Raw genomic sequence first — 21882 nt, 5'->3', positions numbered from 1 at the left:
CTGCTCCTTCTCTAATAGGTAGATCTACACAATCTCTTCAATCTTGTCATTAATAGGGGGGCGGCCAACTGGATAATACGCGATGGACGTCTGCTTGATCTGCTCCGCTCCGAACACATTGCGACCATCGACCATTACGGGGCGAGCCATCAGCTGCTCCACCTTGTGGAGGTCAATGTTGCAGAATTCTTCCCACTCCGTCAGCAAGCACACCGCATCACAGCCCGACACCGCATCCCACTCATTGAGACACCAAGAGATAGACGGATGATCCATCAGTTCACGGAAGTTATCCATCGCGACCGGATCGTACACCTTCGGCGTAGCTCCAAGCTCAATCAGCTTCTCAATAATCTCAATTGCCGGTGCTTCACGCACATCATCTGTTCCTGGCTTGAAGGCCAGGCCCCAGATGGCGATTTTCCGACCGGAGAGGGACCCTAGCGCACGATAGAGCTTATCAATGACACCCCAACGCTGCGTCTGATTCACCTCTACGACCGACTTCAGCAGCTTGAAGTCATATTCCACATTGCCAGCGATCTGTATGAGAGCCTTCGTATCCTTGGGAAAACAAGAACCGCCGTAACCAATCCCCGCCTTCAAGAAGGCAGGTCCGATTCGGCGGTCCAGTCCCATACCCTTCGCAACCTCTCCTACGTCTGCTCCCATCTTCTCGCAGATGTTCGCAATCTCGTTAATGAAGGAGATCTTCGTGGCCAGGAAGGCATTCGAAGCATACTTAATCATCTCGGCACTACGGATATCCGTCACCACAATCTCTTCGGTGAGAGGAATGTGCAGCTCTACCAAGATATCTGCTGCTCTCTTGTTGTCCGCACCGATGACGATACGGTCCGGATTCAAGGTGTCCTTAACGGCAGAACCTTCTCTTAGGAACTCTGGGACCGACACGACATCGAACTCCTGAGTTGTGCCCTCTGCGATTATCTGTCTCACACGGTCATTCGTTCCGACAGGAACGGTGCTCTTCACCGCAACGATGGTATAGCCATGAATAGAGCTTGCTACTTCACGTACGGCTCCCTCGATGTATCGAAGATCCGCCTCTCCGCTTGGCAGCGGTGGAGTCCCGACAGCTATGATGACAAGGTCCGCGCTTCGAACAGCACTCTCCAGATCGGTAGTGAAGGTTAGCTTACCGGCATCCGCATTCACCATGAGCAGCTCTTGCAGTCCAGGCTCATAGATCGGAATGCCTCCGCGATTAAGCAGCTTAATCTTGTTCTCATCCTTGTCCACACAGGTGACTTTATTCCCGATCTCTGCATAGCAGACACCAGATACTAGACCGACATAACCAGTTCCAATAACCGTAATGTTCATTTCTCTCACTCCCGGGTATACTATATTTATCTATAGGTTGTTCGTAAGACGGAGGTTGTTGCTATGAGATCGAATGAAGGCTCTTTTCCAACAGGATGTCTGTGGGGGATTCTACTTGCGATTCCTTGTTGGGTATTAATAGTAACTCTAATGATTTTTGAGTGGTGCTAAATATGCATTCAGTACGCTCTTTCCGTTCTTCTGCTCAACTTGGTTCTTACTGCTATTATTCTTGGAAGTACTAAGTTATAACATTCTCTATTGAAATAGTAAGAGAGTATTATATAAGATACTATCGAGATAATTACAGAAATGCACAAATTAACTAACTCGTTTAATAAAGTAAATATACTTAACTTTAAAATCAAATGAATACCAAACATGCTTAGAGTGCAAATCAAACTAGGAGTAAATGACTTAAAATAACTTAAAATTGATATATTTAATAATTTGCAACTCATTATACTTCTAACAAAGAAAATCCCAACATTCACTATCAACATTGCATAGCAAACACCTAGAAGACCGTAAATTGAACCTAAGTAAACAAAAATAATTATAAATACGATAGCAATCGAATATAACTTAATCTCTAGATCTGGTCTTCCAATACTTTTAAATAAGGAATTACTCATCGTACTAATACCACTAAATAGCCCTGCTATCATAAGCACCTGTAGTAATTCAATTGATTCTTTCCACTCTTGACCATACAAAATATTAATAAATTCTGATGCAACATAAGAAAGGCCAATGCAAATTGGCATAAGGAAAAACGCCATAATTTTTATTAGTTTTAAATATTTTTCACTTAATACTATTAAATTGTCTTGTAGCTTTGAGAATTCAGAGAAAACAGCCTTACTTACCGCATAAGATATTAAATTTCTAACAATGAAACTCCAGTTAAAAGCCATCGTGTAAAGACCAAGTTCTCTACTACCCATGAACTTACCAATTAAGAAGTAATCACAGATACCACTAAAATAAACTAGAATCTGACCTCCTAATACCTTATAGGAGTAATTAAACATGTCTCTTAAAATATCAAACCTAAAAGCCCTTGAAATTAAATGCTTAAACCCACCAGAGCGGAGGAACAAAACTGATTGAATTGCAGGTCGAAACAACAGCTTAGAAGTTATCGCCAACAAACTATAACCATAAATCGCTAAAGCGACGGATGCAATAGTAGTTATTACTTCCGCAACAACATCAATTTGTGCGATTTTTTTGAACTTCATTTCTTTTTGCAGTATTGCTCTCGTAGTTATTCCAAATGAGCCAAGTACAACTCCTAAGGAGATGTACTTAATAATACTTTCAATTTCTGGAGTATTATAAAATTCTGCAATTGGGTATGAGAAGTAATAAAGCAAGGATGCCAATAGAAGAGATAATATTAAATTCATTTTTGTAATAGTAGATAAGAATTCTTCATTTATACCTTGTTTATATATTAAATAAGAACTTACTCCGACCTCTTGAATTATTATAATCAACCCTGTAAATAAAGTAGCCATACCTAGAAGCCCGAATACTTCAGGAGCTAATAATCTAGCTAATAATACATTTGATACCAATGTTACAATCTGTGTTGCAATCGTTTGAATTATTGACCACATAGAACTTTTATATAGAGACATGATGCAACTCCTTACTGCTGATCCCTATTCATCTAACTAGTACAAGGTGTTCCTCAAGAGATTTAGGTTCCAACAATCTACTTTCCAGTAGTTTATTATCAATGAATGACTTTATGTTATATCTGAAATTAGATTTCGAGAATTTTTCAGCATTATTTCTGCAGTTTATTGGTGTATATAAATATGATTCACTCTCAAATTCTTTAACTGCCTGAATTATAGATGATGCAGTTTGTTCTTCAAAGAAAATTCCCGTTGGATACTTGTTATTCTTTTCTTGAACTGTCTCTAAAGCACCACCTTTGCCAAATGCAATAACTGGTGTTCCGCATGCTTGTGCTTCCACAGGTGTTATCCCAAAATCCTCTTCTGCTGCAAATACAAAAGCTTTTGCTTTTTGCATATGATGCTTTAAAACTTCGTTACTTTGATATCCTAGCAGCTTAATATTGCTTGACTGGAACTTTTTTATCTTATTCATTTCAGGTCCAGTACCAATAACAATTAGTTTTTTATCAGGCATTTTCGAAAATGCTTCAACAATGATATCCATTTTTTTGTATGGTACCATTCTTGAAGCTGTCAAATAATACTCTTCTTTATTTTCGTCCAAATTAAATGATTCGACATCAACAGGTGGGTATATCACCTCAGCTTCTCTTCTGTAAGTTTTCCATATACGTCTAGATATATAATTAGAGTTGGATATGAAGTAATCCACGCCGTTAGCAGTTCTAATGTCCCATTGTCTTATTTTATGAAGTAACTGCTTAGTTACTAATGATTTAAAACCTTTAGTTAGATTTGCCTCTCTAAGATACTGATGTTGTAAATCCCATGCATATCTAATTGGAGTATGAACGTATGATATATGAAGTTGGTTAGGTCCAGTAATAACACCTTTTGCTACTGCATGAGAACTTGAGATAATTAATGAGTATGATGATAAATCAAATTGTTCGACTGCTAATGGCATTAAAGGTAATAAATTTCGATATATTTTCTTTGAAAACGGTATATCCTGAATAAATGATGTTTTTACTTTTTTATCTTTTATAAACCTTCTATCACTCAAAAAATCTACGACACTAAATAAATCTGCTTCAGGAAAAACATTTAGTAACTCCTCAAGAACCTTTTCTGCTCCTGCATATGTAACCAACCAATCATGAACTATTGCTACTTTCATTGATTAACCACTTCCTTAATCACGTTGATTGTTTCTTTAGCGCAATTATCCCATGTAAATTTTTTCGCCTGTTTCTTTCCTTTAATTACGATTTCTTCTCTTAATTTATTATCACCTAACGTTTTAACAATCTTTGAGGCAATATCATCTGAATCTAACGGATTAATATAAACTACAGCATCTTCACATACCTCAGGGAGCGATGCTGCGTTTGAAGATATAACTGGGCAACCTGTAGCCATAGCCTCCAATGGAGGAAAACCAAACCCTTCATATAAGGAAGGAAACACCAAACAATCTGCATTAGCATAATACTGTTCTAATGTGTCTTGTTCAATGAAACCAGTGAATTTAACTCGACCATTCGTTTTTTGCACTTCATCAAAAATTTTGCTATCACCTGTCAAGAACCCTTCCTTTTTTCCAATAATAATTAAGTTATGTGGTATCTCATCCTTAATTAAGTTAAATGCATTGATTAGAGTAGATAAGTTTTTGTGAGGCTTTACATTACCAACGTATAATAAAAAAGGATCCTCTTCTTTAAGAGAATCGCTTTTTATCACTTCTAACCAGTTTTTATTAATACCATTATGGATAGCTACTATTTTTTGCTTACCAGAACCATTGTGATTAATTAGTTCTTGTTTTGTGAACTCAGAGACACAAATTATGCTGCTAGCTCTGTTTTTAATCGCTTTAAACATTAACTTTGCATATAGTTGTTTGTGTATCCCTCCTATATGTTCCTTCATTACTAAATGAAAAACGTCATGGATTGTGACTAATAATTTTCCTCTATAAAAAATTGGTATATTGAAATGGGGAGACCAGAATAATTTTGTTTGCTTAGGAATCTTCTCAAGCAACTCCTTTTGCTCTTTTATAGAATATATAGGTGAATCCATAGCAACTATTTTAATATTGTCTATGGTGGTTAAATTATCTATTGCTAATTTTTCAAGTTGCTCTTTATTACCTAACATACAAATCTCTATGTCCCTTAAGTTGTTTATCACTACTGGAACTAAATTTTGTAGATACGTACCAATACCAGAGTGATTAAGCATTCTTAAATCAATTGTAAGCATGTACTTCTCCTCTCATAACTTTCTTTTTTCTTATTCTATTGTTGACATATATCTTATTGAGAATAACTACGAGGACTAGCGTCAATAACAGCGAATGTATTATTCCGGTATTAAATAGGAATGTCCTCCATAGTTCCGCAAAACAATAACATATAACATAATTAAATATAAAAATTAAGCTGTTATAATTATAGAATGTCCCAGCAATATAAGAGAACAAAGACACAATCATTAAAATAATTATGAATGAGTATCCTCCAACATTAGAATTCATATCTGCGAATGCTGAATTTGTAGTTAATCCTTCATCTATATCTACATAGTTTCTGTAATTATTCGCATATGTAGATTGAATATTAAATATCCCATGTAAATATGTTGGGACTAAATACGAGAACACATTATCGGAATTCCCGTTAAAATCCATCCTACCTATGTTATTCGCTACCCCTACACTAACTTGAAATGGTGAACCAAGGTAAGTAACTATTTCTGAAATGTTCATCAACACTGGATTTTCTAAATTGTAATAATCCTTATAATAGTTTGCATTCCTATAGAAGTTCATTATGGTTAGCAGTGAGAATAATACAATCCCGAGTGTTACAATACTCTTCTTTGATATTTTATGTTTTCTATGAATCAATATTCCCAAAAATATTAGTGTAGCTAGAATAATGGATAGTCTTGAGGATATGAATGAGGTCATAAACAGTAGAATAAGGTTTATAATATCAAGTACACTGATTTTTCTTAAAGTTGTTATTCGATATAGAGCAATTGCTCCACCAAGAATTGATACATATCTTAGTGAGTGAAGTCCTGTCTCATAATTATCATATAACGATTGTTTAATTAGGTTTACACTACTATCAGAGACGTACATGAGAAAATCAGGATTAGTAGTTAGGATTGTTAAATACACATACGACACTCCAATAAAACTTATAAGACTTATAACTTTATAGTAGTTAATATCAGGGATAACATCGATATCGCTATTCTTTTTCATTTTTCTACCTAGAAGGTAGCTTATCCTTGAAAAGAAGTAAATTAAAAAATACCAGATAATTAATATTACTATCGCTTCACTTGTTAATGATTCCTTAATATGAAATCCTCTTCTTATGTTTTCATTAGGATAGATCCAAGCTATGAAACTTAATATTACAGTTAACATCAGTATGTTATACGGTCTTAGTAATTTATCCATAATATTAATTTTCATATTTCCACCTTTTCTATAATTAATGATGAATTACCCACTTTTCAATCTTATTTTAGATTTCAAATTCTCTATAAATGTCATAAGTATCATTGCTTTAGTTTTCCAAGAGTGTTCTTCAGCACTATTACTAATTGATTGCCGTGTTAAAACGCTCAGGTTTTTTTCCGCCATCTTAACAGCAGAAGTAATATCTTCACTGTTTTTGTAAGTAAATATGTATGACTCATTTCTCCTTAGTATCTCTGGAGTTTCTCTTACTACGATAGGAAGTCCAGATGCAGCATATTCATATAGTTTCATTGGGCTTCTTCCGTTGTTAGATGCATGCTTAGATAAAGGCAGTAATGCAATATCCATAAACTGTAGGTATGAAGGAATTTTAGAATAAGATATTGCTCCTAAAAAATGCACATTAGTTTCTGCCTTGAATTGCAGGATATTCTCTGTAGTTGCAGGTCCAATAATTATTATATTTAGATCTGGACGAGATACTGCTAGCTGATGAATTGCATTCAGATCTAATCTTTGATCTATAGCTCCAAGGTAGACAGCTCTTGGATGTGACAAATGTTTTATTTCATTAGGCTCTTCACATGGTTTATTGAAATGCTCAAACTCTACACCATTCTCAAGTAAGAGACTCGGAAGATTCTCATCATAAGACTGAATGTATTCTCTTACTGGTTCTGAAGTTGCTACGAGTCCATCTGCAATTTTAATTATCTCTTCCTCGGCAATTGATACATTTTTATCACCAGTCATTTCAGGATAGAGATCTGTAGCCCTGTAAATTATCTTTTTTGCATTGATGTATTTGTTAATACCAACAAAATAAGGCTGATCAATAAGTAATACATCGACTGGACCTTTAAAAGTTTTATTTAATATTTTCTTTAGTGAAGGCAACAAAATAGTAGTCAACAAATGATTCTCTTTTGTTTTTCTGAATATCTCTCCAGCTATTCTCCATGGAATTAATGAGAGTGGAACACAATTAATAAGATCTTCATTCTCTATAGACATCTCACGCCACAATTTTAGCCTCTTAGAAGTTGAACTATCTTTCCTTTTTAATATGTGAAATGGAGTAATTGGTGTGCTTATGTGCAACACTTCATGCCCCATCTTTGAAAGTTCTCGCGCTAAGTGATGCGAACCCACTACATATGGACCACCAATGTAGGTATGACTTGCGAATACAATTTTCAGCTTGTTTGACATCCTCCATGCTCCCTATTTTCTATTTTTTCGGAAATTAATAAGCCCCTCTTTTCAAAACAACAATCCATACTGTCTTGAGTAAAATCTTAATATCAAACCAGACCGACTGGTTATAGACATAATGAAGTTCGAGATCGACACGTTCGGGGTAGTTGACGTTGCTGCGGCCGCTGACCTGCCAGTAACCGGTGACGCCAGGCTTAGCGGAGAGAAAATCGTCAACCTTGTCTCCATACTCCTGGAGTTCATCCCTCACGATAGGTCGCGGGCCGACGAGGCTCATCTCGCCACGCAGCACGTTAATTAATTGAGGAAGCTCATCTAAGCTGGTCTTGCGTAAGATACGTCCGATGGGGGTAATACGAGGATCTTCGGATGGATCTAGCTTGTAGCTGTTCGCGATATACTTCGTATGAAGCACCGGATCCGACTTAAGCCTCTCCTCTGCGTTATGTACCATAGAGCGGAACTTAATGATGCTGAAGATATTCGAGTCCTTGCCGATACGCTTCTGCTTGAAGAAGACAGAGCCCTTCGGGTCACTCCACTTAATGATGATAGCGAGGATGATGAATACAGGAAGCAGAATAATAAGGCCAACCAGGGCACCAGAGATGTCCATGACTCTCTTGGCTGCAGCATTCAATGTCATATTGAGTGACTGGGACTCTGTATGCCCAGTCGTGCTATATTGCTGCACAGCAGCAGCAATCTCTGACTCCATCTGCGGTTGCCTATTATTCATCGCACTCATTAGTTATCTCTCCCTGATATTAGAAGTTGTTGGGATCTCTCCCGGTCCAGTAATTCCTCCAATGCTGTAACTAGGGGTAATCGCAGCTCGCCGTTCCTTAGGGCGAAGTCGATCGTAGTTAGGATGAATCCGAGCTTCTCGCCCACATCATATCGAATGCCCTCGAAGTCATAGGCATAGACTCCGTAAGCTTCATTCAATCGTTGGATGGCATCCGTCAGCTGAACCTCGTTGCCGGCTCCGCGTTCCTGCAGCTCGAGGAACTCGAAGATATCTGGCGTGAGCACATATCTGCCCATGATGGCCAGGTTCGAGGGGGCATGGCCTTGAGCAGGCTTCTCCACGAATCTAGTCACTTCCACCAGTCTTCCATCTGGCTCTGAGGCTGGATCTACGATGCCGTAACGATGTGTCTGATCGACGCCGACTGCCTGCACCCCAATGACCGACTTGCCTGTACGTTCATATTGCTCAATTAGCTGTCTGGTGCAAGGCACCTCGGCTTCGACGATGTCATCTCCGAGCAGGACGGCGAACGGCTCATCTCCGATGAAGTTGCGAGCGCACCATACAGCATGGCCGAGTCCCTTCGCTTCCTTCTGCCTAATATAATGAATGTCTACATTAGAGGAACGCTGAACCGCTTCAAGCAGCTCATACTTGCCCTTCTCTACCAGGGAGTGCTCCAGCTCGAACGCGATATCGAAGTGATCCTCGATTGCCCGCTTGCCCTTGCCGGTTACGATGATAATATCTTCAATTCCTGAAGCAATCGCTTCTTCCACGATGTACTGAATGGTTGGCTTATCGACGATGGGGAGCATTTCCTTCGGCATGGCTTTCGTTGCAGGTAAGAATCTTGTTCCGAGACCAGCAGCTGGGATTATTGCTTTACGAACTTTTTTCATCCAATCACCCTACCCTATCCATGTATTATTCTCTCTATCCTAGTCTCGACCTGTTGCTAATAGTACGAGCTATACCTTGTTCCCCTAAGCGGAATAAAGTATAGCTCGTGCTGTTAGATCATCTATTCCAATCCCTGTGAATGGGCATTGAACCCTTCCTCACGCTACACCACCGACGATTCACGTCTAAGGTCATATCTGACCCACAGCATAGCCGAGTGTCCCCAGTGATAGAGGTGCGGGAGACATTACCTGACTCCTTGCTTGTGTGCTTCTCTCGTGGTGTGGGTGAGTCTTACTTGTATAATGATACAATCTGTATCGCTTATGTATGTCATTATAGATCACACAACTCCTTCTTGTAAACCACTTTTTTGAAAAAACTATTGGAAGTCATTTCCTTTCTGTAATTGTTTTCATAGCAGGAATTGGGGTTATATGATACGTTACGTAACTAAGCGACCTTATTATATAAGCTCCTAGATGCAGAAGGTGTCGAACGAGGTCGTCCCCCTCAGGGGAAAAATAAAAACGCCCCAGCCATAGAGCTGGAGCGATGAACGAGCAGGATATGATCAGGTTACTTCTGCATCTTGCCCCAGTCCGCCAGGAACTTGTCAATCCCAATATCCGTCAGCGGATGCTTCCAGAGCGAAGGCAGGATCGATCCTGGAATGGTTGCAATATGGGCACCGGCTACAGCTGCAGCCTCCAGATGTCCGATATGGCGGATGCTCGCGGTAATGATCTCTGAGGTGTAATCATAGTTGCGAAGGATGGTGCTTAGGTCACGAATGAGCTGCATCCCCTCCACCCCGATATCATCCAGACGTCCTACGAACGGGGAGATGAAGGTAGCTCCTGCCTTGGCTGCCATGAGCCCCTGTGCCGCGGAGAAGATGAGGGTGACATTCGTCTTGATCCCCTTCTCGGTCAGAGCATGGCAAGCATACAGCCCGTCCTCGGTCATAGGCAGCTTGATGACTACATTCGGCGCCCACTCCGCAATCTCGAACGCTTCCTTCAGCATATCCTCAGCCTTCGTTCCGATGACCTCCGCACTAACCGGACCTGAGACAATGGAACAGATCTCTTGAATGACCTGCTGGAAGTCACGTCCTTCCTTCGCGATCAGGGAAGGGTTGGTCGTGACCCCATCCACCAGGCCTAGCTTCGCAATACGCTTAATCTCCTCCACATTAGCTGTATCCAAGAAGAACTTCATGATATCTTCACTCCTTCAGGTTAGGTTATGAGCTCCACAATAGCTTACACGCATTCCATGCGGACGAACCATTTGGCAATTATGGAAGCGCTACATTCGACACTATATTAATGAAAGAAAATTCTGATCTCCCGCTCCGCGCTCTCTGGTGAGTCGGATCCGTGCACGACATTGCTCGCTACATCGATGGCATAATCGCCTCGAATGGTTCCCGGCGCTGCGTCAGACGGATTCGTCTTGCCGATCAGAGATCTGGCATTCTTGACGGCATCCGGTCCGGTCATGATCATCGCGAATACAGGGCCTGATGTGATGTAATCGACCAGTTCACCGAAGAAGGACTTGTGTGCATGCTCGCGGTAATGCTCCTCGGCGACAGCCCTTGTAACCGTCATCAGCCTCGCTTCAACCAGCTCGAAGCCCTTGCTCTCGAATCTGGCCATGATACTCCCGATTAATCCGCGCTTAACCCCATCCGGCTTCACCATTACGAATGTACGTTCCATGTGTGCACTCTCCTTGTCGTTAGCTATGTGATGTGTGATGTGTGATGTGTGTTGTCTACTTCCGCAGGAGCGGCTTGTTCGGCAAGTAATGCAAGGACTTCACGTACCTGATCGTCCGCGTCTTCGCCCGCATGACCATGGAGTGAGTCTCGGCACGCTGATCGGGCAGGTAACGTACTCCGCCCAGGAATTCGCCCGGTGTGACGCCAGTCGCTGCGAAGATGACGTCCCCAGTCCCTACCATATCATCGACGTATAGAATCTTCCGCGGATCCGTGATCCCCATCGAGAGGCATCGCTGATGCTGCTCTTCATTCTCCGGCATGAGCCGCCCCTGAATCTCTCCGCCCAGACACTTCAGCGCCGCTGCCGCCAGCACCCCTTCGGGCGCACCGCCCGAGCCTACATACAGATCAATGCCCGTCTCGGCAAAAGAAGGCGCCATCGCTCCCGCCACGTCCCCGTCGGACAAAAACTTAATCCTCACGCCCGCCTCGCGGAGCTCGGCAATCGTATCCGCATGCCGCGGACGGTCGAGAATCATGACCGTCAGGTCCGGAATAGGCTTGGCCAGCGCGAGCGCGGCCTTCTCTATCGTGGTTCGTATGGAGTCGCGCAGACTCAGCTTGCCTGCCAAGGCAGGCCCGACCGCCAGCTTCTCCATATACATGTCAGGTGCATGCAGCAGCTGTCCCTTAGGGGCAACTGCAAGGACAGCGAGCGCATTGTTGAGCCCCTTGGCTACAATCTCTGTTCCCTCCAGTGGATCGACGGCCACGTCTACCTCCGGTCCTTGCATGGAGCCCACTTGCTCCCCTATGTACAGCATCGGTGCTTCGTCCATCTCGCCTTCGCCAATTACGACGGTTCCGCGGATGGAGACGGAATCGAACATGCTGCGCATCGCTTCCGTCGCAGCGCCATCTGCACTGTTCTTATCCCCTCTCCCCATCCAAGGGGAGGAGGCGAGGGCGGCTAACTCAGTCACTCTTACCAGTTCAAGCGCTAATTCGCGTTCCATGATTAGGAAGCCCCCATTCTATCAGGTTGCCAATATTTGTACAGATTCATACCGTCTGCTGTCCAGCCAGCTCGTAATGATGCCTGCCGTCTCTTCGATCGCACGGCCAGATACGTCAATGACCGGGCAGCCCAGCTCGTCCATAATCTGGGCGGCATAGGCGAGCTCTTCATGAATGCGCTGAAGTGTCGCATACTTCGCCGTATCGGGCAGGCCGAGTGCGATTAGCCGCTCAGATCTGATGTCGAGCAGGAGCTGGGGCTGCATCGTTAAGCCGACGATGAGCGGTGTATGTGAGGTCTGTGATGTAGGTGTGAGTGGTGTGGTCACTGAGGTGAGCATGAGAAGCTCCTGAGGCGGCTTGACCTCAGGCATGAGCGGCAGGTTCGCCGTCTTGATGCCCTTGTGGGAGAGGAAGATCGAGAGAGGCGTCTTCGACGTCCTCGATACCCCGATGAGGATGACCTGGGCCTCGGTCAATCCTCTCGTGTCCTTGCCGTCGTCGTACTTGACGGCGAACTCCATGGCCTCCATCCGGCGATAGTAGCTGTCGTCAATGGAGTGAAGGCGGCCCGGCTCCCGGCTCGGGTAGGAGCCGAATGTATCGATGTAGGCCTGCATCATCGGCCCCATCACATCCACTGCGCGGACGCCTCGATGCTGCGCTTCTTCCTTCATGAGCTCGCGCAGCTCCGGCTGTACGAGCGTATAGGCGATGAAGCCGCCGCTTCGTTCCGCCTTATCTACGATGGAGATGACTTCGTCTTCGGACTTGATATGTCCATAGCGCTTCAATTGGACCTGCTCGGAGGAGAATTGACGCAGTGTCGCCTTCGCGACCGCCTCCGCTGTCTCGCCGATTGCATCCGAACAGATATAGATGATCTGCTGCTGCGTACTCATTCCTATGTGCTCCTCCTATTCATCCTTCAGTAGCTGGACTCGACATGAGACGAATGGCATTGGGCTGGAACCTTAAGTCAGGGGCCCGGCGGCTCGCCGGACTCTGTAATGAGATCTGACATGAGGTGAATGACATTTGACTTCGTCACCCAACCGACCACTTCGCTCCCCCCTCGTGCGGCTCTCTGGAGGATGGGCAGGCAGTCGACTTGTTGCAGGATCATTTTGCGAAGGGCATCTACGACTGATTCCTCAGGAACGAGCGCTGTAATGTTCGGGTAGCGGGTCATGACCATCGAGACGGGGATGCTGCCGGCTGCCGGATTGCCTAATGTGATCTTGAGCAGATCCTTAGGCGTGACAATGCCCGCGAACTGCTGCTGATCGTTAATGACGAGGAGCGTGTCCGCATTCTCGGTGAACAGCGTAATGACCGCATCCTGCACCGACAGCGTGTCCGGCACATTAACAGGCACTCCGCTAATCTCAAGTACCTTCATGCTCTTCATTCGCTGTACAGCGGCATTCTCTTGTTGATAGGTATTGCCTAGGAAATAACCAACCTTCGGCTTCGCATCGAGCAGCCCCAGCATGACGAGCAGGGACAAGTCGGAGCGCAGCGTAGGACGGCTGACACCCAGCCTCTCGGCCAGCCCTTCACCGGTAATCGGCGCATGCTGCTTCACTAAGTCTATTAACTGTAATTGTCTGGCCGATAGATTAATACGTTGTCGCCCCTCCCTGAGTGGAATATATGACCAATGAAGTCGCCAATAATATATCACATTAGTGTAATAGTGTGCACTATATATCTTAATAGTGTGGATGATTGAACGGGGTATAATGAACAGGCTTCCCTCCATATACATTACGGAATGTAGTGAGGAGAGGAGCAATGACTTAATGGGATTCCCTGCGGACAATCAGTATGTGGCTCTAACTAGAGGCGGGGTGCCTCTTGGCGATCCAGTGAAGGATGAGTCGCCTAATCGAGTAGACATAGTCGGCAATAGCCAGTTCCCTGCTGCGTATTATGCGTATGATGGCCTGGCTGTCTACTTCCGTCTGCGGCTGGCTGGCAACCCTGTCTTCAAGACTGGCTTCGATAACTTCATCTGGGGAGTGGCGTTCGATACGGATGGGGACGGCAGCACGATCGATTGGTTCCTCGCGGTCAATGGCAAGTCACAGACGCTTGATCTCATTCGCAATACCGTGAAGCAAGCAGGCAATCTAAGGGATGCGGGCGAAGGCGTCGACGGCAAGGGCAAGCCTAATGCATCGATTCCCATCTGCAACTTCGATATCGTTCGAGCGGTCGCTGCCGGGGACAACTCAGCCTTGGGCGGGGAGAAGGTCGATACCTTCCTCGACTTCACGATCTCGGCGAGTGTGCTGCTTGGTGCACTAGGCGTGACTGCCTCCTCGCCCCTGAGATTGCTGTACTACACGTCGGCTAATGTGAACAATATCAACAAGGATGTGATTGGAACCGGCACTTCGCCGGCAGACTTATTCTGCGACCCATTCTCCTTGGAAGGCGGCAGCGTTCAGGCCAGCCTAAGCATCGTACAGAAGGCAGATACCGGCGGGGATGTCATTGGGGGGCAGAATACGAAGATTACCGGAGTCCTGTCTGTCACGAACACCGGCAAGAGCCCTGCAACGACGGTATTCATCACGACCCGCTTCACTCCGGATCTGGTGACGGACTTCGCGATCCTCGGCCTGTCACTCGGGAAGGCCGTCTATGATTCAGATCGGGAGATACTTAGCTGGAATATTGGCAATCTGGCGGCGGGGCAGTCTGTGGAGCTCGCCTATTCGTTGGCCGCTGTCTATGTCGAAGGGGGAACCCGCCAGCTGAATGCAGCTGAAGCTACAGGCGTAGATTCCTTCACCGGCAATCGGCTGACACCTGCTGCAAGCGTGCTGAATGTGGAGGTGATATCCAGGCTTGGAGGATTATCCGGTCTCCTCCAAGACAAGTCAACTGGACTTCCGCTCGGCGGTGTGGAAGTCGTGACCACCGGACTGAACGGGGGTTATTCCGCCGTCACAGCTACCGACAAGGGGGGCGTCTACGGGTTCGCTAATCTCCCTAAGGATGTGTATGTGACGACTTACTCCTTGCCCGCGTATGTCACAGAGAAGCGGCAGACGGAGGTTATTCCTGGCCTTGTCCGAACAGAGGATGTGCTGCTCACCCCGCTCCCGTCCACCCTGCAGGGGTATGTGACGAGCGCTGCAGGCGGAGCTCCGATCGAAGGGGCGCTCGTCGTCCTGACCAATTCGGTCGGTGTCGTAGCCGGATCCGCCGTGACGGATGCCGCCGGGTTCTATATCGTGTCAGGCCTTATATCCGGCAGCTTCCGCGTCGGAGTCTCCCAGAGCAGCTATCAGTCTGCCAACCTGCAAGCGGTCCTCGGATCGGGTGAGACACTCGCATTCAACATACCGCTTCGTATCAATCCCGGCACCCTGACCGGTATCGTTACGGATGAGAGTGGTGTTCCTATCGCCGGTGCCTCTCTCGATGTGTTGGATAATCGGAACAATACCGTTACGATCCTGACCTCGAATGCCAACGGTGTCTACTCGTTCGTCGGTCTCGCGCCTGATCCGAACTACCGGCTGCGCGCCTCTCAGACGAACTATGTGACGAAGGTCGTTGGATTCTCCATCAGGGCCGGGGGGCTCACGAAGGCAGACGTAACGCTGGCGTCCCAGCCGGGGCAGCTCAGCGGTACGATATTCGACAGCTCGAACGGATTGCCTCTGGGGAGCGTAAGTATTCGAGTGTTCAACAGCGAGGGACTGACGATCCAGACTGCGGTCAGTGGATTGGACGGGGCCTATACGATCGAATCGCTGGCTCCGGGTACCTATACGGTCCTCTACTCGGAGGAGGGCTATGCCAGCCAGACGATCGGAGCACGTATCCTCGCGAACCAGACGACGCTGAACACGATTACTCTAACTCGATTGGCTGGGGTCATTACAGGTCAGGTTACGGATGAGAACGGTGTACCGCTCGTGGATGCAGTCATTCGTCTCATCCTCGGCAATGTGTTCGTAGCCCGTATTGCTACGAACAATGAGGGTGTGTATACAATCGCGAACTTGAGCCCGGGGAGCTACAATGCTGCTGCGGTTGCAGTCGACTATGGCCGCGTCGTGCAAGGTACGGTGGTCATTGCCCAGCAGACGACGGTACTGGACTTCAAGCTGAAGCGGCTGGTCGGCACGATATCTGGGAGAATCATCAGCACTGCCGGCGAGCCGATCAGCGGTGCCCTGATTACGATTCAACAGGATTCCCCGATCGGCACCGCCATCCTGGTCCGCATCATTACCGATACCGAGGGCAGATATAGCGCGACGAATCTCAATCCTGCGAACTATATCGTCACGATAGGTGCATCCGACTTCCAGAGCGCCTTCGCAGCGGCCCTGGTGAAGGCCGAGCAGGTAAGCGAGCTCTCCTTCACACTCAGCCCCTTGCCGGGGCAGGTTATCGGCATAGTCAGGGATGAGAATGGCAGTCCGCTCTCGGGGGCTACGGTCGAGGCCCGCACGGCCTTCGGCGGAATCGTCATGAGCGGGCAGGTTACCGATTCAACAGGCGCCTATGTCATTCCTAATCTGGCACCAGGCAACTATATCGTCTTCGCTTCAATCGCTGGGCGTCAAGGGGCGGCCGGCTCTACCTTCCTGCGCGCTGGCGCCACTGAGGAAGTAGGCTTCGTCCTGTTCCCGAATCCCGGGGCGGTGCAGGGAACGGTAGTGGATGATGCTACGGGAGCGGCCTTAGGCAATGTCTCCATTAATCTCCTCGACACATCAGGCTTCGTCGTCGGCACCTTCATTACGAGCGGCGACGGTACGTACTGGATCGGGAATCTATCCCCTGGCAACTATACGCTGGTCGCTGCCGCCAGCGGCTATCAGAGCCAGACGTTCGGGGCGATTGTGTTGTCAGACACAACGACCCCGGTGTCATTACGGTTAGCTGCTCGTCCAGGCCGCATCAGTGGCGTCGTCTCCCCTCCAGTCGGGGTAGTCGCGGTTGAGCTGTACAATATACGTAATCTGCTTATTCAGAACACCATCACGCTGGCAGACGGCACCTTCCAGTTCAATGACCTTGGTGAAGGCAGTTACTTGGTCAAGGCCTCTTCCCAGCTCTACAGCTCCAGTGCAGAGGGTGCTGTCGTTGTGAGAGACGGAGTATCTGACGTGACGATTACACTTAGTCCTCTGCCAGGGGAGATTAGCGGTGGGGTGAAGGACACCTCAGGCAATCCTGTACCTCAAGCGTCCGTCCGTGTATTGGATGAGAATGAGACCCCCTTCGGCGTCGGGCAGGCTGATGCTTCAGGCGTATATGTCGTAGGAGGCTTAGCTCCTCGGTCTTACACACTAGTCGCCAGCGCTCCTGGCTTCGGATCAGCGACTCTCGGTGTGAGCATCACCCCTGGACTGGTCGTTAGGGATGTTGACTTCGTGCTCGCTCCGCTTCCTGGAGGAATCAGCGGACAGATTACGGATCGGTTGACGGGAGAGCCTATCCCAGGCGCCAGTATTCAGATTCGCACACCTGACGCGACTGGTATCGCGGTCGTCTCTGTGTCCTCCAGTCCGTTCGGCAATTATCTCATCGAGAATCTGTCGCCTGGCGCTTATTGTGTCATTGTCTCTGCCCCGGGCTACACGACGACGGTCGTCGGCGCCCCGGTAGAGAGCGGCAGAGTGACTGGCGCGAGCACTTCCCTCCCGTTCGAATTCGGGAGCCTATCCGGAGTCGTCATCGACGGAGCGAGCAGCCAGCCCATCGTGAACAACTCTACGCAGATTAAGCTATATACGAACGGAGGCGTGCTGCTCGAGACTCTATTCTCTGATTCCAAGGGCGGCTTCTTCATCGACAATCTCCTGCCAGGCGCCTACACCATTAATGTAGTCGTTCCGGGCTTCACGAGCGGCAACTTCACTGTCAATATCGCGAGCAAGGTGACGACTTCCTTAACTGCCATACTTGAGCAGCAGCTGTCCAGCTTGAGCGGTACGGTCACTGACAGCAGCGGGGCATTCCTGTCAGGGGTGTTAATTAACATCAATGGCCAGACCGGCCTTCCCATTGGCGCTACGACTTCTAATCAATTCGGCGCCTTCACGCTCCCTAATCTGCCGCCTGGTACCTACTCCTTGACCGCTGTGCTGACCGGATTCGGCACCCTGACCCAGGGAGTCGTCCTTCGTGCCGGGGAGAGTGCCCAGACTTCGCTCAAGCTCATTCCTCAGCCCGGACGATTGGTTGGTACGGTAACGGATCTCTCTACGAGCACGGCTCTATCCGGCGCCAATATTCGAATCCTGGATTCCAAGGTCGCCTTGATCGGCACTGCAGTCAGCGGAAGCGATGGCTCCTATTCCTTCGAGGGATTAACGGCCGGCGTCTATGTCATCATCGCGACGCTCGATAAGTATGCTGCGAGCCTGGGAGGATTCATCATCCTGCCGAATCAGACTTCCCGCTACAGCTTCGCGCTGCAGCCTCTGCCAGGCTCCATTGTCGGAACGATTCGTGAGCAGGGCAGCGGGTCGCCGGTAGCAGGAGCAACCGTAGAGGTGAGACAGTTCAACAACTTCGGCCCTCCTCTCTCTACGATCGAGACGGATGCTGCCGGTGTCTACGAGCTGCTCGACCTCTCGCCTGGCAACTACGCCTTGTCCATTACCCAGCCAGGCTACGTAGCCGAGCAGTCCTCCGCACTAGTAGGAGCCGGACAGACGGTCACTCTGGATGTGGCGCTGGTCAAGGTGAATACCGTCATCGAGGGTCAAGTCGTCACGACCTTGCCGAATCCTCTCCCCGTTCCAGGAGCCGTCATCATCGTATCGGATGCGAACAAGGTGCTGATTCAATCGGTCATTACCAATCCAGCTGGGGAGTACCGGGTGGAGAGCAGCAGTGCAGGTGAGACCTTCGTGACCGCTATCACTCCTGTTCAGCAGATTGCAACGGAACCGGTCACTGTGCGACCAGGGCTGCCCAGTCGTCTGAACCTGTCCCTGCCTCCGGGACCGAAGACCTTCACCGGGCAGATGACCGATGAGGTGACAGGTTCCCCAGTCCCTGGGGTAACTGTCCATGTGCTTGACGTCAACGATGTACTCGTCGCCACTCATCTGACGAATGCATCCGGGGTGTTCCTGCTAAGAGGATTCTCAAGCGGGACATACACGGTCATCGTCTCGAATCCCTTCTACGCTTCGTCGTCCGCCCGTATATCGGTTGCAGATGGGGATGCGCAGACCGCTATCCCTATCGCCTTGAACCCCGGATTCGGTACCCTCATCGGCGTCATTACAGATGCTCGAGGAATACCAATTCGCAAAGCTCTCGTCGAGGTGTTCCAGCCGATTGCTGCCCCTGCCGATCAAGCAGGCGTTAGCCCTGCCTCCCCTAGTCGCGTGCGCCAGAGGAGTCGCAAGAGTACTGCCCGTGAGGCGGCAGCGCTCAGCACTACTACCGTGAACGGAGCGGCAAGGTCTGAATCCCCGCTCCTCAGAGCGGTCATCTCAGATCAAGCGGGCAATTATGCGGTGACCAATCTGCCAGCGGGCATCCTGCCTGCGTACTTCTCCTTCCCGAACAAGATCCCCGTGCTCGGTCGCCCTCAGATCGTCGTAGATGGCGTTACACGATTGGATATTGTCCTGCTGGATGAGGATGAGGAGTAGAGATAGGGTAGGGGATGGTAGCTATGAGGAGCGATGCTAACTGAGCTAAGGGGATACTGGATGTGGGTAGCGATGCAGACAATGAGCAGCGCTGCTAGCTGAGCTATGGGGATACTGGATGTGGGTAGCGATGCTCCTTACAGCACACGAAGTAACCGCTTGGGTAAGCCCCAAGCGGTTACTTTTTTTTTTATACACTAACGAATATACGCTATTCCGTCATCTCCAAGAACAGCTTCACATCCTCAGCCGTTAACGCCACCGCATCACGCCAGAAGTCTGGGCCGTCGAGCTTAACGCCGAGATGCTTCTCCGCCAGCTGCTCCACCGTCATACTTCCCGTATCTCGAAGCAAGCCAACATACTTCTCAGCGAAGGCCGGGCCTTCCTTCAGCGCACGAGCGTAGATTCCAGCACTGAACAGGTAGCCGAAGGTATATGGGAAGTTGTAGAATGGCACATCCGTCAGGTAGAAGTGCAGCTTAGCCGCCCAGAAGTGTGGGTGCAGCTCGCCAAGTACGCCGCTGTACGCCTCACGCTGTGCTTCAACCATCAGCTCGTTCAGCTGCTCCGTCGTCACCATTCCATCGCGGCGCTGCTCGTAGAATCGGGTCTCGAAGAGGAATCTGGCACGGATGTTCATGAAGAACGCGACAGAATTCTGAATCTTGCTCTCCAGGAGAGCCAGCTTCTCTTCCTTGTCCGTCGCTGTGCGCATAGCCGAATCAGACACGATGAGCTCTGCGAATGTGGACGCCGTCTCCGCAACATTCATCGCATATTCCTGCGAGAGCGCCGGCATATCGTTCATCACATGCTGGTGGTAGGCGTGACCCAGCTCATGCGCAAGCGTCGACACGTTAGAGGCTGTACCCGAATAGGTCATGAAAATCCTCGTCTGCTCGCTCTTAGGCAGCGACGTACAGAACCCTCCAGGCCGCTTGCCTGAACGGTCTTCGGCCTCTATCCAGCCTTCGCGGAAGGCCATCTCCGAGAATTCAGCCAGGTCTGGGCTGAAGCTCCGGAACTGCTCCACAATGAAGTCAGCAGCTTCATCGTATGGCATAATTCGTGCAGATGCTCCTAGTGGTGCCTCTACATCATGCCAGTCAAGCTGGTCAACGCCGAGCAGCTTCGCCTTGCGCTCGAGGTACTGCACCAACGCAGGCTTGCCTTCCTCAATCGCGGACCACATCGCATCCAAGGTCGCTTCACTCATTCGGTTGATCTGCAGCGGCTCCTTCAGCGGGGAAGTCCAGCCTCTCTTCTCATACAGCTTCAGACGGAATCCAGCAATCCGGTTCAGCGTGTCGGCGGCTAGGTCGGCCTGCTCACTCCACTCGCGCTCCCACTCTGCGAAGGCTGCTGTGCGCTCCTCGCGGCTCGCTTCGGACAGCTTGTTGTACATCTGCCCTGCAGACAACTGCTCCCCCTGCCAATTGAACTTGGCACGAGACACGATCACATTGTATAGATCTCCCCAGCCATGATAGCCATCGACTGCCAGATCGCCTGCTAGAGCTTCAAGCTCTGGAGCTAGCTTCTCCTTCGCCTGCTCTCTGCGCTCGCTGAGATTGAAGGCTACTGTTGAAGGAGCTCCCTTGCTAATCCACCGCTCCCATCGTTCATCATCAATCTTACGCAGCAAGTCATCATACTTCGTCAGTACGCCGAGGAACTTCGCAGAGAGCGTCTTGGCCTTGCCATTCCAGCTGCTTGCCGCTGTATCGCGCATATTCTGCGCCATCAAGCAGGCGATGAACGATTCAGCCTCGCGCAGACGGAGCAGGATAGATTGCAGCAGCTCGGTCATCTCGGTTAGCTGACCTTCCAGCGCTTCGTTATTCGCATCACCAGCAGCTGTATGAATAAGCTCTTCGAGCTTCGTTACATCCGTATGGAGCCCCTTCAGTTCATCTGAGAGAGCTTGTGAGGTGGAGCCTCCTGAGTAGATAGATTCCAGATTCCATACCTGCGGGTACTTCTGTGCTTGATTGGTCATCTTATGTAATCTCCCTTCCATAATTGCATGCTATAAGTGCCGCCCAGGGCAGGTCTTCCATGTGAGGAAGACGACCAGGATTCGTCTATTGTGA

Annotated in this window: 15 protein-coding genes; 1 reads left to right on the top strand and 14 read right to left on the bottom strand. The window is 48.3% G+C overall.

All coding sequences use genetic code 11. The annotated features are described in order from the left end of the window. Positions 1-24: 24 nt before the first annotated feature. From ACFO9Q_RS08405 to ACFO9Q_RS08345, 13 genes are all read right to left on the bottom strand, one after another. Entirely contained in the window at positions 25-1347 is a 1323-nt protein-coding gene (locus ACFO9Q_RS08405) for a UDP-glucose dehydrogenase family protein (RefSeq protein ID WP_379180726.1), read from the bottom strand. A gap of 179 nt (positions 1348-1526) precedes the next feature. Next, positions 1527-2993 (bottom strand): lipopolysaccharide biosynthesis protein, encoded by a 1467-nt coding sequence (locus ACFO9Q_RS08400; protein ID WP_379180724.1) that lies wholly within the window; start codon positions 2991-2993, stop codon positions 1527-1529. Between the two features lie 28 nt (positions 2994-3021). Next, positions 3022-4182 (bottom strand): glycosyltransferase family 4 protein, encoded by a 1161-nt coding sequence (locus ACFO9Q_RS08395; RefSeq protein ID WP_379180722.1) that lies wholly within the window; start codon positions 4180-4182, stop codon positions 3022-3024. Next, positions 4179-5273, bottom strand: coding sequence for a glycosyltransferase family 4 protein (locus tag ACFO9Q_RS08390; protein WP_379180720.1), 1095 nt, complete (start codon positions 5271-5273; stop codon positions 4179-4181). The genes ACFO9Q_RS08395 and ACFO9Q_RS08390 overlap by 4 nt, the downstream gene beginning before the upstream one ends. Next, positions 5260-6501, bottom strand: coding sequence for an O-antigen polymerase (locus tag ACFO9Q_RS08385; protein ID WP_379180718.1), 1242 nt, complete (start codon positions 6499-6501; stop codon positions 5260-5262). The genes ACFO9Q_RS08390 and ACFO9Q_RS08385 overlap by 14 nt, the downstream gene beginning before the upstream one ends. Before the next feature lie 30 nt (positions 6502-6531). Next, positions 6532-7722 carry a glycosyltransferase gene (locus ACFO9Q_RS08380; protein WP_379180716.1) on the bottom strand — a complete coding sequence of 397 codons (1191 nt, stop codon included), beginning with the start codon at positions 7720-7722 and terminating at the stop codon, positions 6532-6534. Positions 7723-7756: 34 nt separating this feature from the next. After that, positions 7757-8374: a sugar transferase gene (locus ACFO9Q_RS08375; protein WP_379181281.1), complete on the bottom strand. Its 618-nt coding sequence runs from the start codon at positions 8372-8374 to the stop codon at positions 7757-7759. Positions 8375-8475: 101 nt separating this feature from the next. Further along, a complete protein-coding gene (gene galU, locus ACFO9Q_RS08370) occupies positions 8476-9384 on the bottom strand; it encodes a UTP--glucose-1-phosphate uridylyltransferase GalU (protein WP_379180714.1) in 909 nt (302 codons plus the stop codon). A gap of 580 nt (positions 9385-9964) precedes the next feature. Further along, complete coding sequence (fsa, locus tag ACFO9Q_RS08365; RefSeq protein WP_379180712.1) at positions 9965-10609, bottom strand: fructose-6-phosphate aldolase; 645 nt, start codon at positions 10607-10609, stop codon at positions 9965-9967. A gap of 107 nt (positions 10610-10716) precedes the next feature. After that, the gene (gene ndk, locus ACFO9Q_RS08360; RefSeq protein ID WP_379180710.1) at positions 10717-11115 is read right to left on the bottom strand and encodes a nucleoside-diphosphate kinase; all 399 of its coding nucleotides are present in this window, start codon (positions 11113-11115) and stop codon (positions 10717-10719) included. A 55-nt stretch (positions 11116-11170) separates the two neighbouring features. After that, positions 11171-12136: a class II fructose-bisphosphatase gene (gene glpX, locus ACFO9Q_RS08355; protein WP_379180708.1), complete on the bottom strand. Its 966-nt coding sequence runs from the start codon at positions 12134-12136 to the stop codon at positions 11171-11173. A 21-nt stretch (positions 12137-12157) separates the two neighbouring features. Next, positions 12158-13039 (bottom strand): pyruvate, water dikinase regulatory protein, encoded by an 882-nt coding sequence (locus ACFO9Q_RS08350; protein WP_379180706.1) that lies wholly within the window; start codon positions 13037-13039, stop codon positions 12158-12160. 77 nt (positions 13040-13116) lie between these two features. Continuing rightward, entirely contained in the window at positions 13117-13824 is a 708-nt protein-coding gene (locus ACFO9Q_RS08345; RefSeq protein ID WP_379180703.1) for a CBS domain-containing protein, read from the bottom strand. A gap of 118 nt (positions 13825-13942) precedes the next feature. Between ACFO9Q_RS08345 and ACFO9Q_RS08340 the strand changes: the two genes are divergently transcribed. Then, entirely contained in the window at positions 13943-19786 is a 5844-nt protein-coding gene (locus ACFO9Q_RS08340; protein WP_379180701.1) for a carboxypeptidase regulatory-like domain-containing protein, read from the top strand. 211 nt (positions 19787-19997) lie between these two features. On the opposite strand, the gene ACFO9Q_RS08335 is transcribed toward ACFO9Q_RS08340, so the two are convergent. After that, positions 19998-21788 carry a M3 family oligoendopeptidase gene (locus ACFO9Q_RS08335; protein ID WP_379180699.1) on the bottom strand — a complete coding sequence of 597 codons (1791 nt, stop codon included), beginning with the start codon at positions 21786-21788 and terminating at the stop codon, positions 19998-20000. Positions 21789-21882: the final 94 nt, after the last annotated feature.

The sequence above is a fragment of the Paenibacillus sp. GCM10023252 genome (genome assembly GCF_042653305.1).
In the GTDB taxonomy this organism is placed as follows: Bacteria; Bacillota; Bacilli; order Paenibacillales; family Paenibacillaceae; genus Pristimantibacillus.
The sequence above is the reverse complement of the archived record's forward strand: the minus strand, read 5'-3'. Positions and strand labels throughout refer to the sequence as shown.